This window comes from Streptomyces corchorusii, from assembly GCF_001514055.1.
Classification (GTDB): domain Bacteria; phylum Actinomycetota; class Actinomycetes; order Streptomycetales; family Streptomycetaceae; genus Streptomyces; species Streptomyces olivaceoviridis.
In genome coordinates, this window is record NZ_KQ948380.1 from 1 (window position 1) to 19,875 (window position 19,875).

The following is a 19,875-nucleotide window of genomic DNA, read 5'->3' on the forward strand; positions in this document are numbered from 1 at the left end:
GCACCCGCGATGTCCTAGATGTCAACTGTCTGGCCGATGTGAGGACCGGGGCCGGCAGGACGGGCGGCACAGCGCGGGAATGTTCGCCGGGCGGGTGTGGTTGGAAGGGGCGTGATGGTGAAGGGAACAGTGTCCCCGGGCCTCATCCACCGCATGCGAGGACGATCGTTCGGCTGAAGCCTCGCATTGCCTTTCGCCGCGTAGGCGACCGCCCTTCACGATCACGCTTTTGCGGGTTCAGCCCCGGCCGGCACGCCGGCCGGGGCTGCCTGCTGCCCGGCGAAGCCCCGGGCGGAACGCAGGGCGCCCAGAGGAGAGAGCGGCTGCGTTTCCGCTCAGGATGGCGATCCGCGCACGCGTCGCCTACCTCACGGCGACGTAATCCCCGGTCGACGACTTCGCCCCGGAGGTGGAGTTCCCGTAGTACGTCCACCGCCAGGTCCCCGACCCGGTGGCCTTCACCGTGGTCTTGAGCGCCCCCGTACTACTCGACGTCGCCTTCTTGACCGTCGTGTACGAGGAGGCACCCGCTGCCTTGAACTGCAAGCTCACCGTGCGGCCCGCGTACCCCTGGTACGTGTGGGTGTCCCAGTTCGCCCGGGTGACCCGCCCGGTCACGGTGATCGTCTTCCCTTTCGCGACCGGCTCGGGCGAGGCGTTGACGGTCACGCGTGTCGCCCGCTTGACCTGCACCGGGAGGTCCACGGTGTCCGTGTCGGAGGCGTCACCGGCGAGGAAGACCCGTGCGGCGGTCTTCCAGGTGCCGGCGTCCTCGTTCCCGAAGTCGAGGTGCCGCGGGTCGATGTACAGCCATTCCTTGAAGTCGCAGATCCCCTTCGCCTTGTCCACGACCTTGCAGTCGCTGGTCATGACCGCGCTGTGCAGCCTGTCTCCCGTGTCGGGCTTGCCCCGGTAGGGGAACACCGTCGGCCCGGAGTCGTACTTGAGCGTGGTCGTCATCCGGAAGGACGCGGGCACCTCGACCTCCTCCTCGACCCCGACCACGATCGGCTTCCCGCCGTTCACCGTGACCCGGGAGAAGGAGACCCCGCCCTCCGCCGCCCCGGCCGGCACCGCCGCCACCCCTGTGAACACGACCGCCGCTCCACCGGCCACCACCGCGCTCCACATCGTCTTGCCCACCTACAAGCCCGTCCTTTCCCCTGCGGCCTGAACCGAGCGCGCGGGCGCACCGGCCGGAGGATCATCCTCCGTAGCTGACTGTGGGACCGGAGAGGGCTGTACGCGGTTGCACACCGAGCGGCAACGATTTGATCACCCCGGCCCTCCGGAGAGGAGCGCGCCGTCATCTGGAAAAGCTCGCTGGTGCGGGGGCCGAGGTCGCGATCAGCTGCCGCGCATCGCGGGTACCCGATGCCTTGGTGCAGGCGCCAGGAAGGGAGGTGGGACGGCCGTGACCAGGGATTCAGGCGATCGTGACGCACACAGCCTCAACCAGCCGCAGCGTGTCGGCGGTGATGATCTCGACCGCCTCCAGCAGAGCCTGCGGCACCTGGCCCATGCGCATGGGCGGATGCGCTCCCTGCTGGACGCCGTGCTGTCGATCAGCAGCGCGCTCGATCTGACAGTGGTACTGCACACCATCGCGGAGTCGGCCCGGGGCCTGGTCGACGCTCGCTACGCGGCCATCGGGGTCCTGGGGGAGGAGGGGGAGTTCACGGAACTGATCACTTCCGGGTTCGGCGCCGACCAATTCCGCGGCGAGGACGGCCCCCCGCTCCCGCACGGCACCGGGCTGCTCGGCGAGCTGGTCCGCCACCCCGAGCCCTTGCGTGTGGACGATCTGGCCACCCACCCGCAGGCCGCCGGCTTCCCCGAAGACCACCCCCTCATGACCACGCTGCTGGGGGTGCCGATCAGGGTGCGCGACACCGTCTACGGCAACCTCTACATCGCCGACAAGGAAGCCGGTGTCTTCACCGGCGAGGACGAGGATCTCGTCACGGCGCTGGCGAGCGCGGCAGGCGTCGCGATCGAGAACGCCCGCCTGTACGAGAGGCTGCGGCAGGCCACCGAGGAGTTCCAGCGCCGTCTGCTACCCGACCTGCCCACACTGCCGGGACTCGAACTGGAGGCCCGCTACCAACCCTCCACCGAGGTCCCCCGCATCGGCGGCGACTGGTACGACCTGATCCGCTTGCCCGACCAGGTGCCCTGCCTCATGGTCGGCGACGTCATGGGCCACGGCCTGGAGGCCGCCACCGTGATGAGCCAGATCAGCAACATGCTCCGCGTGATCGCCTTCGATCAACAGGAGCCGCCCAGCCGCGTTCTGCACCGCCTCGACGACGCTCTGCACCAGCTGCACGGAGGTCCACTGGCCACCGTCGTCATCGCCCGTCTGGAACCCGCGCAGGCCGGAGGCAGGATCATGCGCTGGTCCAGCGCCGGCCACCTGCCACCCCTCGTCGCCACTCCCGGCCGGTGCCGGCACCTGCCGGAAGAAATCGGCCTGCCGCTCGGGGTCGACCTTGGTGCTCCCCGCCCGGACCACGAGTGCCGGCTGTCCGCGGGCGCCACCGTGCTCCTGCACACGGACGGCCTGGTCGAGGAGCGCGGCCACCCGATCGACGACGGCATGCGTCAAGCTGCCGCCGCCGCTGCCCACCATGCCGTAGACCCGCTGCCCGAGCTGTGCGAAGCCCTCCTCGCCCAGCGCCAGGACGCCTTCCACGACGACGTCGCCCTCCTCGCCGCCCGCCTCACCGCATGACCGCACCGCCGGGCCATGCCGTGGCCCGGTCGACGGGGTGATCGCCGGTGGCAGGAGCGGCCCGGCTCCAGCTCGTCGAGCCGGGGCGGCATCTTGGGGTTGATAGACAGCGCCGGGCCTCGGACGCAGGACAAGTGCTCCTGGACGTCACTCCACCCCTCGCCAGTGGGGCGGCGGTACTCCACGGAGGCCGCTCGGCCCGGCGGGGGTCGGGAAGTCCGGACGTGTGTGCCCGCGGTGTAGCGGCTGGGCCTGGTCGAGCGGCCGATCGGGGAGGGACGTGACGTTGGCGGGGCGGGTGCGGTCGGTCTGGGAGGAGACCCCGCGTGGATTGCGTGCCGGGTGCGCGGTGCTGTGGGCAACCGGTGTGGTGCTGCCGGCCCTGGGCTGGTGGGGGACCACGACGGATTCTGAACGGACAGGGCGTACGTCACCAACGTCTCCTCGTCCGTGACGGCGGCGGCCTTCGGCGTCCCACTGGCCCTGGTCGTGCTCAACCGCGGCGGGATGGCGCAGACGGAGGCGGTGGACGCCCGGGCGGGGCGGCGTCTGGCCGCGCGAGCGGTCGGCGACTTCGCCGCCTCCGTTCCCCGTCTGATCCCAGGCCCCAGGGAGGGCCTGGACGAGGCGGCGACCGGCCTGCTCGCATGGGAACGCGCCGCTCAGGAGGCGATCAGGGACCGGGAGTCGGGGCAGAACGACACCGGCCTCACCGGCCTGCGGCAACTGCTGGAGGAGGGCACGCTCCAGCGAGCCCTGGAAGGCTTCAGGGACCGCGGTGAGGCCGGGGAGGCAGGCCGTCCCGGCGGTGGCCGAGGTCTCGGCGCACTGGTCGTTCTTGAACACGGCCGTGCGCAGTCGGCTGCTGGAGACCGGCGGGCCCTGGCTCGCACCGCATCTGGCCGCCCGGATCGACGAGTACACGGCCCGGCTGACGGCCGACCCCTGTATGGACGGCTGGCTGCGGGACCTGGACATCGCGGTACGGCGGTTCAGGAACGGCTCGGATGTCTCCACCGCCCTCCACGAGCTGTGGCGGCAACGGGATACCGGATGGGAAGTGGCCGAGGCACTGAGTGAACTCGGCGCACTGAGCCGGGAGGCGTCCGAAGCCCTTGCGGTGGCGATGCCGTTCTTCCCGTCCCGCTCGGCAGGACCTGGAAGAACATCTCGGCGCCCCGGCGGTCCAGTCGAGGTAGCCGAGCCCGTCGATGTCCGGAAGGCCGAGGCGTCCGTAGGGGCGACTGTTTCTTGCCGAGCTGCTTGTCGTCGGCTGCCTCGACCGGGTGGCTCACCAGCGACGCGGCGGTGGTGCAGCGGACGCGGCAGCCGGCCATGGCGGCTGCCGTGCCAGCGCGATCAGCAGGTGGGACTTGCCGGTTCCGGAGTCCCCGATCAGACACAGCGGGCGGCCTGGATACGTCGTTCGGCCCGGCGGCGGTCGCGGTCCTCGCACTCGGCCATCAGCAGCTCGGCGAGGAGACCCGCGTAGCGGACCGCGCCACTGTTCGAGACGGTCGGTGCACCGTGCGACGAGGCTGCGCTGCGGGTTCACGTGCGACGGCCAGCCGCCCTGGCGGGCAACTGGCCGTCGGAGAGTCACTTCCGCAGAGGTGGAGTGGATATGCCGGCCGGCTGACGTACGCCACTGCGCCGGATGGTCAACCAGTCAGGTCTCCGACCCTTGCGAAATTGCTCAACGTCCCGTGGCGTTGACCTCGTCAGCGTGGATCAGGGCGGTCTTGTGGCCGTACTGGATCGTGTACATCTTCTCGGCACCGAAGACGACCTTGCCGCTGGACGGGAAGAAGTCATCGGTCGGCGTCGGTTCGGCCGTGGCCACGTACGCCTGTCCGGCGGGAACGCTGTACATGCTCAGCGGAGCCTGCGTAGACGGCGAGAGACCCTCTGGGTACTCCTCGGCGTTCGGGTAGCTGGTACCGAAGACCTTCAGGGACTCGGTTCCAGCGGGCCGGACGATGGTCACGTCACGGGCGGGGATGGTGAAACGACCGCGTGGGTTGTGGAACCATACCTTGCTGCCGCTGTACCAAATGGCCGTCCAGTCGCCCTTCTTGCCGGCGACGACGAACTGCTGCCCGGCCTGGGCGGCGGAACCCCAGTCGCTGACCCGGTCGGTGCCGGGCTCGTTCGGGTGGATGGACTGCTCGGCGAAGAGTGGCGCGTCAGCACGCGGTTCCGTGCGCAGACGGATGAAGTTCGACGCCTGGCGCACGGTCGTGCACTCCTTGGTGGCGCCGGTGCCGTCATCCTGCGGGCAGAGCTCCATGGTCTGCTCGTTGCGGGTGAAATCCGGTGCTATCGTCACGGCCGAGCCCACGGGGCCGACGCCGTGCCGTCCCCTCAGTGGAGCACCGACCAGGCCCATGAAGCGCTCCCAGTCCCAGGAGGGCCCCGGGTCCCAGTGCTGGTCCTTGGTGAACCGATCGGCCGGCGCCAGGACATTGTCGTGACCGATGATGTGCTGACGGTCCAGCGGGATGTCGAAGCGCTTGGCCAGGTACTTCACCAGTTCCGCGGTCGCGCGGTACTCCGACTGGGTGTACCAGGTGGCACCGTGCGCCGCGTAGCCTTCGTGCTCGATGCCGATCGAGTGCAGGTTGGTGGAGTAGTTGCCCGAGTGGAAGCCCAGGTTCTTGGTGGGCACCATTTGGGTCACCGCGCCGTCGGAGGAGCGCACTACGTAGTGGGCCGAGGTGGAGCTCGACGGGTCCTGGAACGTGGCGATGGCCGACTCGTAGGGCGACTCGGTGTCGTGGATGACGATCTGGTCGATCCTGATCCCGTTCGCGGGCCGGTCCGAAACCTGCCCGTTGCCCGGGGCAGCCGGGACGAAGGTGCAGTCCAGGGTCGGCGGGCACTCGGGTTCGGTCGTCGCCTTGGCGCTCGGCAGCTTGAGCGCCTTCATCTGCGAGGTGGCTGGGGTGACCTCGCCGTCGGCGGTGAGCCGCACGGTCTCGCCGTCGTCCGTCTTGCGGGTGACACCCTTCTTCATGGTGTCGAAGACCCGGTTTGCGAACGCCGACGCGCCCTGTCGCACTGTGGCCTGGCTGTACCGGGCGACTGCCCCGTACCAGTCGTTCGGGTTGTTGGAGGTCTTGCCGTTCAATTCCTTTTGGTACGACGCGAGCAGCGCAGCGCCGGCACGGATGTTCGCCGAGGGGTCGGTACGCACTTTGTCGACGGGCAGCCCGGAGAGCTTTGCGGCGGTCCGCAGGGTGTGTTTGTCCTCACCCTTCGCAAGCTTGGTGGCCTCGGCACGGCCGGCCATGCCGGCGGAGCCGCCAGCGATCATCTCGGGGGTGACGTCGGTCAGGTGCATCGGGCCGTAACCACCCGAGACACTGTGCTGCCCCTTGTGGGCGTCCCAGGCCGACTGCTCGTAGGCCACCGCGAGCAACACCTGCGGGGGGACGTGGAATTCGGCCGCAGCAGCCGCGAACGCCTTCTGCAGGGTGGGGTCGCTCGCGGGGTCGCCCTGCGTCGCCTGCGCCACCACCGGAACGGCGATGGCTCCGGCCACGGCCACGGCCGCGGCACCGAGCGCAACGGGACGCCGCCGGAGGGCGTGCTTCCGGCGGGAGTTCGTCTCTTTTGTCATCAACTTCCCAAATCTGGGCAGAGGTGAAGGGGGCATCGGCTGTCGGCTGACCGGAAATCCACGTCGGCCGAGTTCGATGCGCTCCGAACGTAGCAGACGTTATGAGGAGCTCATCACAACGTTGTGACCCGAGTCGGTGGGCAAGGTTGAACGCCGCGTGAACCGCGTTGAAGCGCACAATAGCCAGCCGCCACCTGCGCCGAACGCGGTGTGCCAAGTGTCGAGCGGGCTCCGATGCATTGCCCGGTTGTTCCCACTCCGCGACGACGCAGCGGTTCGAGTGGTGAGCTTCACATCAAACCTTCACATCGACTGACACGTCTAGTCCCACGAGTGCATGAGACTTCATGGAGGACAAACCAGAATCCGTGTGGACCCCTATGTGTGTCCGTGTCGGTCTACGCGGCACCGAAGCTGGAAGAAGTTGATCTATCATGAAAGACGGCGACGCCAAGACCGTCTGGCTCCCGTACCCCCCACACGAGATTCCCGACCTGACGGACGGGTTGCGATACGTCTTCTGGGACGGCTCGTCCGCACTACCCGGCGATCCGAACGATGTGCATTTCCTGGTCGGCCCACCGTCGCCGGGCGCCGACCGCATACTGCGCTCGGTTCTGCCGCGCATGCACAACCTCGAAGTGCTCCAACTCCTCAGCTCTGGCTACGAGTACGTCACGCCGTTGCTGGACGGCGTGCCCCCCGGCATGCGGCTTGCGACCGGTCGCGGTGTGCACCGCGAGGCCACAGCCGAGCTGGCGGTGACCCTGTTGCTCTCTCTGTGCCGGGGACTCGACGACTTCAGGACGCGACAGGCCGAGGGCAGATGGCAGCCCGAGTTCCGGACCACGCTGGTCGGCAAACGCGTCCTGGTCGTCGGCTACGGGGCTGTCGGCGCGGCGGTCGCCGCCCGGCTGAGCGCGTTCCGGTGCGAGGTGGTCTTCGTGGCCCGCACGGCGCGTATGACCCGGACGGGGCACGTGCACGGGGCGGCGGAACTGCCCACGCTGCTGCCCACGGTGGACGCGGTCGTGCTGTGCGCGCCCCTGACCGACCGGACGCGCGGCATGTTCGGCGCGGATACATTGGCGCTGTTGCGGGACAACGCGATGCTCGTGAACATCGCACGCGGCGAACTGGTCGACACCGACGCCCTGGTCCGCAGGTTGCAGGCCGGGCGGCTGCGGGCCGCGCTCGACGTCACGGATCCGGAACCCCTGCCGGCCGATCACCCCTTGTGGCACCTACCCGGCGTGCTGATCACTCCCCATGTGGCCGCGTTCACGGACGCGTTCCAGGCCATGAGCAAGGACTTCCTGCGGCAGCAGGTGGACCGTTACCAGCGGGGCCAGGAGTTGCACAACATCGTCCTGACGACAACCGGAGCCCAAGTCGACGAGCAGGCGGCCTGAACACATGTCGATGTCCACGCACGACGACCAGCTGAAGGCCGTGGGACCCGATTCCGCCCTTGTGGGGGTGCTCTCCGCCTTCGAGAGGTACGGACATGACGACCCCGCTGGAGCCTGGCGGGCCTTGACCAGTACGTGGAACTGGGCCGCACCGCTGCCCACCGGAGTCCCCGGCACCGACTGGACCGGTACACCAGCCGCTCGGCCGGTTTCCGGGGGCTACACCCTCTCGGGGCACTGGCGGCTGCCCTCCGCCGCGGACGCCATGCCGTGGGTGGCCCTACCACTCGCCGACGGCCGTCGATCCTCGGCCGGTACGGACGCCGAGCAGAACGGCCCCGATCTGTTCGTGGTGCCCGCCAAGAACCTCCTCACGACGGGCAGACTCCCCAGTAGCAGAGGAGACAGCCGCCCGGCGTCCGGGCCGGTGTCCCGGCCGGCGGACGTGTACGCAGTGGTCGATGTGTATGTGCCGGTCGGCTTCTCCACGTACACGACGGGCAAGCCGTTGTACGCGAGCGACGCCGCCTTCCACTGGACCGCGATCGCCGCCCTCGCGCTGGGAGCGGCCCGTCGAATGACAGACGCGCTGGCCGGCAGCACGCCGGGCACGACACCGCCGCACCCTGCAGCGGCGGCCGACGGCCAGGCCGCCGAGCTGGCGGCCGTGCTGCACGACGAGCGGCTGAGTCTGGCGGCTACCGTGCACGGTCTTCCCGCCGCCCGACACGTTCTGCCGCAGGTGCTGGAGGCGCGGCTCGCGCAGCAGGTCCGGCAGGTGGCCATCGTCGTCCGGCACGTCCTCGCCGAGGTCTACCAGCAGGTCCTGTCCGTGGACACGATGGGCGACCGGCACGACCTGGTGAGCATCATCGAGACCAGTTCCCCGATACTCCAGCATGCGCTATTCGCAGGGGAGATGCTGCCGCCTGTCGACAGCACGCCCCTCAGGAAGCGCTGAAGAACGTGAAAACTGTCGCGTATCAGGGCGAACCTGCTCCAACCCGGCGTCCGTCGCGAACTCCCTGTACGCGACAAGCGGCGAACCGCCCTGTACCAGCTTCAGCCAAGCCCTGGACGCCGTGATCCTGGGCGACGCCGACGTAGCGGTGATCCCGGTGAACAACTGCGCGGCGGGGCGCGTCGCCGACGTGCATCACCTGCTGCCGGACTCGGGCCTGCACATCGTCGCCGAATACTTCCTGCCCGTCCGCTTCGACCTCATGGGCGTGGCGGGCGGCACCCTGGACCAGGTGGAGTGCGTACGCAGCCACGTGCACGCCCTGGGGCAGTGCCGCGAGCTGCTGCGGGAGAGTAGCTGGGGCACCCTCGTCAGCGACGACACGGCCGGAGCGGCGCGCGAGGCGGCCGAGGCGACCCGCGCCACGCGGCTCCCGCCCCGCAGACCGGGAAGCCGACGATGACGCGTCTGTTCTTCAGCGTGCGCAACATACCGAGTGCTCTGTACAAGGCGCTCGGTGGGTTCTCCAGCAGCGGGGTGGCCTCACCAATATCGAGAGCTATCAGATCGGCGCGGGGCTTCACCGGTGCCGCCGCACCCTTCACGGCTCGGCGGCACCGGGTATGCCGCGGGAAACACTCGGCCCACTACACACACTGTGTATAGTCATTCCGGCGTCCGGAGGTATCTCCGTTCACGGTTGCCGTGCCGTGCGTCGTGTACGCAGGAGGCGGCCACACCCATGTACGCCGCTTCCGCAGTTTCGCCCCGGCCTCCCGGTCCCAGCGTGCTCCCTCCCGTCGGGCCGGGCACAGCTCTGCTCGCAGCATGAGAGGAAGCCAGTGAGCCCACGTCGGCAAGATCAGCCCGGTCCCGTCCCGGCCGTGGCCCCGCAACGCCGTAAGCGCCTCGGCGGATTCCGCGCAGTCGCCCTGGGAGCAAGACTCGCCCTGACCGGCGGCCGGGTCAGCGCGGTACGAACCATCTTGATGGCCGCGGGAATCGGAATCGGTGTCGCCGTGGTGCTTCTCGCGGCATCGGTGCCCACGGCCCGGCATCATCGCGACGTGCGCATCCACGAACGCATCGACGTCAACCTGGACGACCGGGTCGTGCCGGCTTCCCGGCGCACCGTACTGGTGAGCGACATCGACACTGTGTTCCGCGATGTTGCGATCCGCGGTCGGCTCGTAGAACCCGAGGGGCCCGATGCCCCTTTGCCGCCCGGACTTGACAGGTATCCACGGCCAGGCGAAATGGTCGTGTCACCGGCTCTCGCACGACTGCTCGCGGAGCCCGGGAACGGACTGTTGCGTGCCCGCCTCGACCATCCGGTCGCAGGAGAGGTGGACGACTCGGGTCTGCTCGGCCCCGGTGAGTACGTTTTCTTCCTGGGTGGCGAGCACATGGAGAACGGCGTAGCGGGCGCACGGCGGCTCGACCACTTCGGCAAGGTCTATGCGGTCAAGCCCCTGGCTCCCGATCTCGTCCTGCTCACCGCCGTCGGCATCGTGGTACTGCTCACCCCGGTCGTCGTGTTCATCGCCGCGGCCACCAGGTTCGGCGGTGAACACCGCGACAGGCGGCTGGCAGCTCTGCGGCTGATCGGCGCGGACCGCGGCATGACGGCCCGCATCGCCGCCGGCGAGGCACTGGTCAGCTCCCTCATCGGCGTCGTTGTGGGCGCCGCGCTGTTCGCGGTGGGACGCCGGTGCGTCGAACTGGTCGATGTCCAGGGACTCAGTGTCTTCCCACGGGACCTCACCCCCCAGCCGTTCCTGGCGGCCGTGGTGGTCGTTGCCGTGCCCTGTCTGTCCCTGATCAGCGCTCATCTGGCGATGAACAAGGTGGTCGCCGAACCGCTGGAAGTGGTGCGCAGGTCCGTCCGCACCAAGCGGCGACTGTGGTGGCGCGTCGCCCTGCCCCTGTTCGGCCTCTTGCTCTTGCGGACGTCCGTCCGGGACGCATCGCAGGTGCAGAGCACCGCAGGTGTCGTTTCGGTGGTCGCCGGTGTGCTCGGGCTGCTCGTGGGCGTGACCGCTGTCGTGCCTTGGCTCCTGGAGCGGTTCACCGAACGGGCCGGCGGGGCGGGTCCTCTTTCCTGGCAGCTCGCGATGCGCAGGCTGCGGTCGCACAGCGAAGCGTCCACCCGATCGGTCAACGGCATCGTGGTCGCCGTCGCCGGGGCCATCGCGTTGCAGACCCTTTTCACTGGTATCGCCCACAGCCATACGGGTAACCACCCGTCCACGACACAGGGGCGGTCGGCGCCGGACACGCAGGTCGGCCTGGTCCGGCTGGCCGGAGCCGACGGTGAGAAGCCGTACGCTTCCCTCCTTGCCCGGACTCCAGGAGTGACACGGGCCGTCGGCTTCAGCGAATTGCAGGTGAGTGAGGTTCCCTATGGCATCCCGCAGACCGTACGCATCGCCGACTGCGCGGTACTTCGTCTCCTGGCCTCCGTGCCCACGTGCTCGGACGGCGACGCCTTCCTGGTCGCGCCTCGCAACGGCAGCACGGACGACATGACCGAGTGGGAGACAGGCACGAGGATGCGCATGGGCATGAGTGGCCTGGCCTGGCGGGTGCCCCGGATCACTGCCACGGTCCGGGCCAGGCCAGGAGCCCCTCAAGGCGCCTTTCCCGAGACGATGCTGCTCGCCACTCCCGGAGCCGCCGGCGCAACCGCGATCGCACAGGCAACCCATGCCGTGAGCCTTGCGTACCAGACTTCCCGAGAAGACGTCCGGGACCGCATCCGCACTGCCGCGGCCCGGTTGAACCCCCGGTCTCAGGTCGACTTCCCGGGGGACCGCAGGGACGATACGGCCCTGAGCAGCATCAGTCGCGCCTTGCTCGCAGGCGTGGCCGTCGTCCTGCTCCTGATCGCCACAAGCATGCTGATCGGCGCCGTCGAACAACTGAGGGACCAAAAACGCGTCATGGCCATGCTCGTCGTCGTCGGCACCCGGCGGCGAACCCTCAGCGGCTCGGTGTTGTGGCAGACCGCCCTGCCCGTGGCGATCGGAATGCTGGTGGCGGGACTGGTCGGAACCGTGCTCGGTGGCACCCTCCTCCACCTCATCGGCCGTGCGGCGGTATTCGACTGGATCAGCATGCTGGCGATGACCGGCATCGGCGCGGGAGCGGTCCTGCTGGTGACCGTGCTGACACTGCCGACCTTGCGGCGGGTCACCCGAGTAGAGGCTATTCGCCACGAGTGATGCCCACACCCTGTAGGCGACGGTTCCGGGATGTGCTCGGTCACGGGGCCAGATGGCGGGCCACGGAGCGAAGCTCTGAGCAGCGCGCCGAAGACCGCGGTCCACCGCGAAGGAGCTGGCGCAGGCGACCCGGCTCCTGACCGCTGGACCCGGGCAGGCTGGGAGAAACCTGGCCTGCCCGGGTCCAGCGCCGATCCCCGCGCCGAGTGGGCGGGTATCTCCAGGGACAGCCCGCGAGATGCGCGGGCTCTCTCTCGACGAGGCTGCGCCGGAAGCTGGTCGGCTCGGCCGGCGGACGGTACCGTCGCCGCCCCCGTCACCCCGCTCGCGCTGCCCATGGGGCGTCCGCTCGCGGGGATCTCAGACCCGGCCGGCGCGGACCGCCTTCGATGCCGACCCGGTCGGCGACGTCACGGATCCGCTCGGCTCCCGGCGCCGGCCGCACCGAGACCGCCTACGCCGTGCTGCCGGACAGCATCGCCGCCTCCGTCCGCGCCGTCGATGCCGGCGCCATGCATCGTCCGCGGTGTGGGCCCGCACCACAGCCATCCTGCTGCCGTCTCCACACTGTTGTCCGGCGGAACGGCTACGGGTTCTGCCGGCTCCCCAGCACACCCTGACCGCGGAGGAAGGCGAGGACCGCAGCGCTGAACTGAGCGGGCCGTTCGATGTGCCCCAGGTGTCCCGTGTCGTCGAGGATCGACAACTCGGCTGCGGGCATGGCCTCGTGCAGGAGGTGGGCCCATCGCGGTCCGCAGATGAAGTCCTGCCTGCCGGCCAGGACGAGTGCCGGTGTGGTGATACCGGGCAGGGCGTCCCGGACATCGAACGGGGTGCCCTGGCCCCTGGTGGGGGCGGCATACATCCGGAGCGACTGGCGGGCGGGGGCGAACTCCTCCTCCCTGCCCCAGTAGTCGAAGAGATAGGCGGGCATGATCTTGCGGAGGATGGCGGTGGTGCCGTCGTCATCGAGCAGGTCCAGGCGGGCCGTGAGGGCAGCGACGTAACCGGCCACCTCCGGATGGTCGTCGACGTGACGGTCCACGAAACGCTGCATGGCGGCGACCGCCGCCGACCAGAACTGCTCGTCCGCCACCGGCGACGTGTCGTACAGGACCATGGCAGCGAGGCGCCCTGGGTGGTCGAGGGCGTACTGCTGGGCGACGAAACCACCATGGGAGTGGCCGAGCAGGATGACCTCAGGCAGTGCCAGGTGTTCGACCAGATGGTGCAGGAGACGCGCGTACGTGGTGACGGAGTAGTCCTGCGGATCGGGGAGTCGTCCGGACGCCCCCGTACCGACCGGCTCGATGTACACCATGGTGAGGCTGCGTTCGAGCGCGGGCATGCGCAGGTATTCCCAGCCGATGCCGGGTCCGCCTGAGTGAGCGATGCATACAGGGCCCGAACCGGCGACGTGGTATCGCTGTTCGACGTGGGCGGTGTCGTGAGGGACGGTGATCGTGTGGGTGCCGGGGGACAGCGGCGATGACGAGTGCTTCACGTCTTCCGATGATCCATTGGGGAAGGGCGTCCTCCAACAAAAAACGCAACATGTCATCACACTGTTATCCGGTCGCCCCGTCGGGCATCGCCGGAACGGTCCGGTTTGAGCGGTTGCTCCCAAGTCTTGGCCACACACCACCACTGTCGGCCCTTCAGTACTGTGAGCGTGCGATACACTGATCACAGTGTTCCAGACGCAGGGTGGCAACCGCCGCACAAGCGTCATGGGCGCTTCCACACCCGCTGCACGAGCCGAGCGGGTGCAGTGCCCCGGACGTCATCGATCCCCCGCAGACGGCGTCCGGGGCCATTCACAGTCGTCACCGCGGATGCGGTCAGAAACGCTGGGCACGGTAGAGACCACGGCCGGTCCGCCGGGCTCGCGACGCACCGACGAGACGGTCGAGTGTGCTGCGCACCGCGTTGATGCTTCCATTGTCGGTGTCGCGGCCGAGTGCCGCCGCTACGTCCCGGGCGCGTACGTCGACATCGCCAGCCTGAGAGAGGTATTCCAGGATCTGCTCGGTGAGCTTTCCGTACGTCCGTTTCCCCTCGGCCTCGGGACGGGGAGCCCGCACGCCCGGCCCCTGCCGGTTGCCGGGCCGCTCCGAGGTTCGGGAGGTCGCTGCGGCCGCGGGACGTCGGGCCGGTGGGGTGTCCGTGTGCGCCCGTCCGGGCTCCGGGGCGCGGCTTGGGCCCGCATCGACGGTGTCCACGGGAACCGGCGTGCCACCCGTCGGATCCGCCATCAGGACCTGGAGTGCGCCCAAGGCCTGCTGGAGGGTCTCCAGATGGGCCATAACGGCTGCCAGTTCCCTCTCCAGCGCCTGCTTCTGGAGCCGCAGACGGGCCAGATCCTCCCGCAGCCCCTCGGCGGTGACTTCGATATTGCGCGCCGCGCCAGTTGCCGGGGCCATGTCTTCCTCTCATCCTCAGCTTTTGCCGTGCCCGACTCCGTTCACCTGGGGTGACGCTCGACGCGGACGCCGGGATGGGCGCTTCGGTGCATCTTATGCGGAAAACGATCTGCCGATGCATCCGCATCCGGGATACCTGTGTTGTCACAGGGGAGAAGATGCAGTGATACTTCGATGAATGCTTGTCCACCAATTGTTGCCACTCGCCCGCTCGAAACGCAACGACGAGTCCGTATGACGACGGGATTCCAGCGGGGTCAGGGGCGAGACGACACGCCCGTCCCGCTCGTGGCACCCGCTGCACTGGCAGGTCGCAACATCGGCGGAGCGCGCACGGGCCTCGGGCGGTCGCGGCCGGACACCGTCGACGCAGTGGCGCATGGCGGACGTGCGGCCGGGTGGGACCCGAGCGGTGTCACCCGGTTCACCACATAGGGGGTGGTGACAGCCCGGTGGCGCTTGAGCCGGTTGATCTCGCACTCGACCGCGTGCCGCTGGTTGTGGTCGTGCTGGTCGGAGGAATGAGGCCGGCCACCGTGCGAACCGGGTCCGAGGCGGTCGCGCACTCGGCCTGCCGGAACCAGGAGGAGGGCCTTGATCCCGCGTCAGCCCGGATAGCTCCGGTTGCTGCGGGAGTCGTGGTCCTTGTCGGCGGCGAGTCACCCCGCTGCCCGACCGTGATCACCACGGACGAGACTTCTGCCCCTGCTCGACGGCAGTGTGGATCTCGCTCGTCAGTCAGCCCGGGAACGTCCGAGCGCAGTCGTCACTACAGGTCAACCCACTCCGAGCAGCGCCCCGAACGCGGGAACGGGCAGCAGGGCGCCCAGCGTCCTGTCCTGTCGACGGCGAGTGGGACCGGAGGACTTGCCACCGGACTGACGGGCGCCGTTCGGGGCCAGGACGGCCTCCAGCGAGGCGACGTCCCCGGTCCGCGCAGCCGAGACGAAGGCATCGACCAGCCGTCGGTGTTCGGCCGTATCCACGGGCTCCCGATGTTCGGCCGACAGGTGCTTGCGGGCCCGGCTCACGATCTTCCGCGCGTTGACAAGGGTCAGCCCCAGTATGTCGGCGATCTCGGCGTAGCCGTAGTCGAACGCCTCCCGCAGAACGTAGGCGGCCCGCTCGATCGGGTTCAGCCTCTCCAGAAGGAGGAGCAGGGCCAGCTCCAGTGCCTCGGCCCGCTGCGCGCCGATCTCCGGATCGCTGCTCGTGTCAACGGGCTCGGGCAACCAGGGGCCGATGTAGGTTTCGCGGCGCACCCGGGCGGACTGGGCCACGTTGATGGCCAGCCGGGTCGTCGCACTCGACAGGAACGCCATGGGGTTCACCACCACCGAGCGGTCCGTTCTCTGCCAGCGCACCCATACGTCCTGGACCACGTCCTCGGCCTCCATCGCACTACCCAGAACGCGGTACGCGATACCGAACAGACGTGGGCGGAGCTCCACGAAGACAGATACGGCCTCGTCCAGGCTGCTTCCCATGGAGGGCGTCTCAGGATGCATGTTCTTCTGTCTCCGTTCCCCGCGGATCGGTGCTGCCGGCGGGCGCGCTCGTACGGCCGGCGCGTTACGGTCCGCCCGTTGGCCGACTCCTGGACGCGCCACAACAAGTCACATTGATTCCAACTGTGTCTGCTTCGTAGACCAGGGCCATGCCCGATCCGTTACAGGTCTATCGTGACCAGTTGTTGTGAGCAGCGAAAAAGTTGTTGCTCGCTCGGTCTGCCCGGACGCACGGTGTGGAGGCGTCTCAGTCTTCGAGCGCTGTGGACGACGTGGGGGCGCCGGAGGTGTGGGGGCGGTTCCACGCGCGTAGTTTGTCGGGGTTGAGGACGGCCCAGACCTGGATGACGTGGTGGCCGGCGATGTCGAAGCTGATGACGGCGGCTACCTGGTCGATGTGGCGTACGACGATTGCGGTACGACCGTTGGCCGGACTGAGGTGCAGGGTGGTGTGCGGTCGGGGGGTCAGGAGGGTGAGGAGGGTGCGGGCGACGTGCTGATTGCCGTGCACCGGCCGGGTGAGGGCACGGACCTTGCCGCCGCCGTCGAAGAACGCGGTGGCATCGGGTGCCAGCAGGGATGCCAGATGGGCGGCGTCGGCTGTGGTGCAGGCTCGCCGGACGGCGCGGACGATCCTGTCGTGCTGCTGTTGTGTGGTGGGGTGTGAGCGGCTGGTACGCAGGCTCCGGCGGGCGCGGTCGGCGAGTTCGGAGCATTCGAGCGGCGTCCGTCCCACGATGCCGGCGACCGCTCGTGGTGGCATGGCGAAGACGTCGTTGAGGACGAAAGCCGCTCGTTCAGCGGGGGACAGAGCGTCCAGGGCGTTGAGCAGGGCGCCGCTGATCTCCTCCTCCAGGGCCCGGTGGAGTCCCGGCGCCGTATCGCCGTCCTTCCCGTCCGGGCCTGTGGACCGTCGCTCGGGCAGGATGAGGCGTGCCAGGCAGATGGAGCCCGTGGTTTCGGTCAGCCAGGCACCCGGGTCGGTGATACATGCTTTCTGGAGATCCGACAGGTCGTACCACTGCCGGTAGGTCTCGGTGACGGCGTCTTCGGCCTCGGGGCCCGTGCCCAGCATCCAGTAGGCGACATTGAGCAGATGCCGTCGTTCGTCGAGCAGATCCGCGATCGGCACCGCGTCACCGGCCTGGTCCATACGGCATCCTCCTTCTCACGCGGCACCGCGTCACCATCGCCGAGATCGGCTGGATCGACGTCCGTGACGGTCGGCCGACGGAGCACCCCGGTCCCGGGACACCCTTGGCCGACGGGCTCGTCTTCGGTGCCCTCCGCAGTGCAGACCGGACAGGCACGGATCATGTGACATCGGGACGCCCCCGTCACCCGATCCGACGGATTCCCACCTCGCGCGCCGACGTGTGACGATGAGCGAGGCTCGGCAATGCACGGACACAACAGTGTGACAAGATGCTCCCCCGACACCGATCGCGAGGCGCCGCCCGCTGACGAAGGGACCTTTCCATGCCTGCCATCCTGATTCACGGCGTTCCCGATACCCACCGGGTATGGGACGGCGTGCGGCGGCACCTGACCCGGACCGACGTGGAAGCCTGGGACCTGCCCGGCTTCGGCACGGCGCGCCCGGCCGGCTTCGGATCCACGAAGGAGGAGTACGTGGACTGGCTCATCGAACGGCTGGAGCGGGTCGGTGAGCCGGTCGACCTGGTCGGTCACGACTGGGGATGCATATTCACCGCCCGCGTCGCCTATCTGCGCCCCGATCTTGTCCGTACCTGGGCCGGGGGCAACGGGCCGATCAACTCCGCATACGTGTGGCACCCGTTGGCCAAGATCTGGCAGGACCAGGTCGAAGGCGACCGCTTCATGGAGGAACTGCAAACGGAACAGTTCGCCGACGACCTGGCGACCGGCTTCGACGTGCCCACCGACCTGGCTAAGGAGATGGTGAGCCACGTGGACGGGCCGATGAAGGATGCCATCCTCAGGCTGTACCGGTCGGCTGTGACGGTGGGGGCGGAGTGGGAGCCGGGCCTGTCCGCGGTGTCGGCGCCGTGCCTGGTCTTCTGGGGAGCGCTCGACCCCGCCTGTCAGATCGAGTTCGGGCGCAAGCTCGGCGCCTCCCTGCACGCGTCCGACGTGATCGAGATGGACTGCAATCACTGGCCCCTGCTCCAGCGGCCCGCAGAGGTGGCCGAGATCCTGGAGGCACACTGGAGCCGGAACGCGAACGCGTGATGAACACGCCGGCCGCACCGACGGAACGGCGGGCGCTTCACCCGTTCGCGACCGCCGTCCGCCGCACCAGCGACTGGGGCACCATGGCCCACACCGGGCAGCGGTTCGTGGTCGCGGGGACGAAGGGCGACTGGATTGCGATCAGGTTCGGCGGCAGCAAGGTGTGACTCTGTCACCCGCACGGACGCGACACCGTACCGGCGGCCCGCGTGACGATCGCCGGCGCCGCCGGTACCGAGCCGGTGAAGGTCCAAGTGGCAGGAAGGTGCACACACGTACGGGATTTCCGGTTCCGCTCCGGGCCACGTCACACCACGTGGTTCTGGCCGGTCTTGATAGATGAAACCGAGAGGAACAGAGGACACCGTGCGTGAGATCGTGATCGTGGGTGGTGGTTACGCGGGTTTCTACACCGCGTGGGGCCTGGAGAAGAAGCTGCGACGGGGTGAGGCACGCGTCACCGTGGTCGACCCTCGCCCGTACATGACGTACCAGCCGTTCCTCCCCGAGGTGGTCGCCGGGTCGGTGGAGGCCCGGCATGCCGCGGTCTCGCTGCGGCGGCACCTGCACCGGACCCGCGTGATCGCGGGCACGGTGACCGGGATCCGCAACAGCGCGCGCACGGTCACGGTCCGGCCGGAGACCGGGCCTGACTTCGACCTCCACTACGACGTGCTGGTGGTGACGGCGGGGGCCGTCACGCGCACGTTCCCGATTCCGGGGCTGAGCGACCAGGCGTACGGACTGAAGCACGTCGAGGAGGCCGTGGCGATCCGCGACCGGCTGCTCACCTCGTTCGACCGTGCGGCGACCCTTCCGCGCGGTCCCGAGCGCCGCAAGCTGCTCACCGTCACCGTGGTCGGAGGCGGATTCTCCGGGGTGGAGGGCTTCGGCGAACTGCTGGCCCTGGCGACCGCCCTGCTGAAGCACTACCCGGAGATCGATGCGGGAGAACTGGGCTTCCACCTGGTCGAGGCGCGGGGCCGGATCCTTCCCGAGGTGACCGACCGGCCCGGTGAGTGGGTGGTGCGCTCGCTGGAGAAGCGGGGTGGCAGGGTGCATCTGAACACCCAGCTCGTCTCCGCGGAGGGCGGGCACGTCGTGCTGTCCGACGGGGAGGAGTACGACTCGGGCCTGATCGTGTGGGCGGCGGGCAACGCCTCCAACCCGATCGTGCACAACCACACCGACCTTCCGGTCGACGAACGGGGCCTGCTGACGGTGCGGGCGGATCTCCGGGTCGGCACGGACACCGAGGCCGTGGGGGATGTCTGGGCGGCCGGCGACGACGCCTCCGTGCCCGACCTCGCCGCCGGGCGTCCGGGGGCACGCACGGTGCCCAACGCGCAGCACGCCGTCCGCCAGGGCAAGCTTCTGGCGAAGAACATCCTGGCGTCACTTCGAGGCCGGCCGGCCAAGGACTACGTGCACCACAGTCTGGGCGTGGTGGCCACGCTGGGACTGGGCCGCGGCATCTTCCAGTACCGGCGCCTGGTCATCAAGGGCTTCCCGGCCTGGCTGATGCACCGCGGCTACCACGTCCTGGCCGTACCCAGCTGGGAACGCAAGGTTCGTGTTTTCGCGGTGTGGGCCACCGCCGCCTTCTACGGCCGCGACATCGTCTCCCTCGTCTCGGTCCAGCACCCGAGAGACGCCTTCGTCTCCAGCGGCGCCCCACGGCGCAGCGAGGAGCCCACGGACGTCGTCACCGGATAGGCCGGCGGTGACGTGCCGGGTGACGGGTGTCTCGCCGGGAGCACCCGTTGCCCCGGGGTGG

Annotated in this window: 13 protein-coding genes and 2 pseudogenes; 8 read left to right on the forward strand and 7 right to left on the reverse strand. The window is 69.0% G+C overall.

The window, feature by feature from the left end; translation table 11 throughout:
• Positions 1-363: 363 nt before the first annotated feature.
• Complete coding sequence (locus AQJ11_RS42890; protein ID WP_208616762.1) at positions 364-1,131, reverse strand: hypothetical protein; 768 nt, start codon at positions 1,129-1,131, stop codon at positions 364-366.
• 403 nt (positions 1,132-1,534) lie between these two features.
• Between AQJ11_RS42890 and AQJ11_RS42895 the strand changes: the two genes are divergently transcribed.
• On the forward strand, positions 1,535-2,734 hold the full coding sequence (locus AQJ11_RS42895) for a PP2C family protein-serine/threonine phosphatase (RefSeq protein WP_079082687.1): 1,200 nt from the start codon (positions 1,535-1,537) through the stop codon (positions 2,732-2,734).
• Positions 2,735-3,850: 1,116 nt separating this feature from the next.
• Here the strand turns inward: AQJ11_RS42895 and AQJ11_RS51960 are convergent.
• A pseudogene (locus tag AQJ11_RS51960) lies at positions 3,851-4,225 on the reverse strand (ATP-binding protein); the annotation flags it as partial.
• A gap of 205 nt (positions 4,226-4,430) precedes the next feature.
• Entirely contained in the window at positions 4,431-6,356 is a 1,926-nt protein-coding gene (locus AQJ11_RS42905) for an N-acetylmuramoyl-L-alanine amidase (RefSeq protein ID WP_059267074.1), read from the reverse strand.
• A 434-nt stretch (positions 6,357-6,790) separates the two neighbouring features.
• On the opposite strand from AQJ11_RS42905, the gene AQJ11_RS42910 reads away from it, so the two are divergent.
• The 4 genes from AQJ11_RS42910 to AQJ11_RS50215 all read left to right on the forward strand — a co-directional run bounded on the left by AQJ11_RS42910 (position 6,791) and on the right by AQJ11_RS50215 (position 11,953).
• Positions 6,791-7,768 carry an NAD(P)-dependent oxidoreductase gene (locus AQJ11_RS42910; RefSeq protein WP_059267075.1) on the forward strand — a complete coding sequence of 326 codons (978 nt, stop codon included), beginning with the start codon at positions 6,791-6,793 and terminating at the stop codon, positions 7,766-7,768.
• 124 nt (positions 7,769-7,892) lie between these two features.
• Complete coding sequence (locus AQJ11_RS42915; protein ID WP_159061807.1) at positions 7,893-8,729, forward strand: hypothetical protein; 837 nt, start codon at positions 7,893-7,895, stop codon at positions 8,727-8,729.
• Positions 8,668-9,192 carry a prephenate dehydratase domain-containing protein gene (locus tag AQJ11_RS42920; protein WP_398781372.1) on the forward strand — a complete coding sequence of 175 codons (525 nt, stop codon included), beginning with the start codon at positions 8,668-8,670 and terminating at the stop codon, positions 9,190-9,192. The genes AQJ11_RS42915 and AQJ11_RS42920 overlap by 62 nt, the downstream gene beginning before the upstream one ends.
• A 526-nt stretch (positions 9,193-9,718) precedes the next feature.
• Positions 9,719-11,953, forward strand: a complete 2,235-nt coding sequence (locus AQJ11_RS50215) for an ABC transporter permease (RefSeq protein ID WP_167360909.1) — start codon at positions 9,719-9,721, stop codon at positions 11,951-11,953.
• Positions 11,954-12,539: 586 nt separating this feature from the next.
• Here the strand turns inward: AQJ11_RS50215 and AQJ11_RS42930 are convergent.
• The 4 genes and pseudogenes from AQJ11_RS42930 to AQJ11_RS42945 all read right to left on the reverse strand — a co-directional run bounded on the left by AQJ11_RS42930 (position 12,540) and on the right by AQJ11_RS42945 (position 17,037).
• Positions 12,540-13,457, reverse strand: coding sequence for an alpha/beta fold hydrolase (locus AQJ11_RS42930; protein ID WP_059267079.1), 918 nt, complete (start codon positions 13,455-13,457; stop codon positions 12,540-12,542).
• 337 nt (positions 13,458-13,794) lie between these two features.
• Positions 13,795-14,376 (reverse strand): hypothetical protein, encoded by a 582-nt coding sequence (locus AQJ11_RS42935; RefSeq protein ID WP_059267080.1) that lies wholly within the window; start codon positions 14,374-14,376, stop codon positions 13,795-13,797.
• Between the two features lie 869 nt (positions 14,377-15,245).
• Positions 15,246-15,863, reverse strand: a pseudogene (locus tag AQJ11_RS42940) (sigma-70 family RNA polymerase sigma factor); the annotation flags it as partial.
• 268 nt (positions 15,864-16,131) lie between these two features.
• A complete protein-coding gene (locus AQJ11_RS42945; protein ID WP_059267081.1) occupies positions 16,132-17,037 on the reverse strand; it encodes a sigma-70 family RNA polymerase sigma factor family protein in 906 nt (301 codons plus the stop codon).
• A gap of 326 nt (positions 17,038-17,363) precedes the next feature.
• On the opposite strand from AQJ11_RS42945, the gene AQJ11_RS42950 reads away from it, so the two are divergent.
• The 3 genes from AQJ11_RS42950 to AQJ11_RS42955 all read left to right on the forward strand — a co-directional run bounded on the left by AQJ11_RS42950 (position 17,364) and on the right by AQJ11_RS42955 (position 19,814).
• The gene (locus AQJ11_RS42950) at positions 17,364-18,098 is read left to right on the forward strand and encodes an alpha/beta fold hydrolase (RefSeq protein WP_059267082.1); all 735 of its coding nucleotides are present in this window, start codon (positions 17,364-17,366) and stop codon (positions 18,096-18,098) included.
• Complete coding sequence (locus AQJ11_RS49580; protein ID WP_159061808.1) at positions 18,095-18,265, forward strand: hypothetical protein; 171 nt, start codon at positions 18,095-18,097, stop codon at positions 18,263-18,265. The genes AQJ11_RS42950 and AQJ11_RS49580 overlap by 4 nt, the downstream gene beginning before the upstream one ends.
• A 199-nt stretch (positions 18,266-18,464) precedes the next feature.
• Positions 18,465-19,814: an NAD(P)/FAD-dependent oxidoreductase gene (locus AQJ11_RS42955; protein ID WP_059267083.1), complete on the forward strand. Its 1,350-nt coding sequence runs from the start codon at positions 18,465-18,467 to the stop codon at positions 19,812-19,814.
• Positions 19,815-19,875: the final 61 nt, after the last annotated feature.

Bases quoted from the DNA above. Each gene is read 5' to 3' on its own strand.
- AQJ11_RS42890 (WP_208616762.1), bottom strand. From the start codon at position 1,131: ATGTGGAGCGCGGTGGTGGCCGGTGGAGCGGCGGTCGTGTTCACAGGG.
- AQJ11_RS42895 (WP_079082687.1), top strand. From the start codon at position 1,535: ATGCGCTCCCTGCTGGACGCCGTGCTGTCGATCAGCAGCGCGCTCGAT.
- AQJ11_RS42905 (WP_059267074.1), bottom strand. From the start codon at position 6,356: ATGACAAAAGAGACGAACTCCCGCCGGAAGCACGCCCTCCGGCGGCGT.
- AQJ11_RS42910 (WP_059267075.1), top strand. From the start codon at position 6,791: ATGAAAGACGGCGACGCCAAGACCGTCTGGCTCCCGTACCCCCCACAC.
- AQJ11_RS42920 (WP_398781372.1), top strand. From the start codon at position 8,668: ATGCGCTATTCGCAGGGGAGATGCTGCCGCCTGTCGACAGCACGCCCC.
- AQJ11_RS50215 (WP_167360909.1), top strand. From the start codon at position 9,719: ATGGCCGCGGGAATCGGAATCGGTGTCGCCGTGGTGCTTCTCGCGGCA.
- AQJ11_RS42935 (WP_059267080.1), bottom strand. From the start codon at position 14,376: ATGGCCCCGGCAACTGGCGCGGCGCGCAATATCGAAGTCACCGCCGAG.
- AQJ11_RS42945 (WP_059267081.1), bottom strand. From the start codon at position 17,037: ATGGACCAGGCCGGTGACGCGGTGCCGATCGCGGATCTGCTCGACGAA.
- AQJ11_RS42950 (WP_059267082.1), top strand. From the start codon at position 17,364: ATGCCTGCCATCCTGATTCACGGCGTTCCCGATACCCACCGGGTATGG.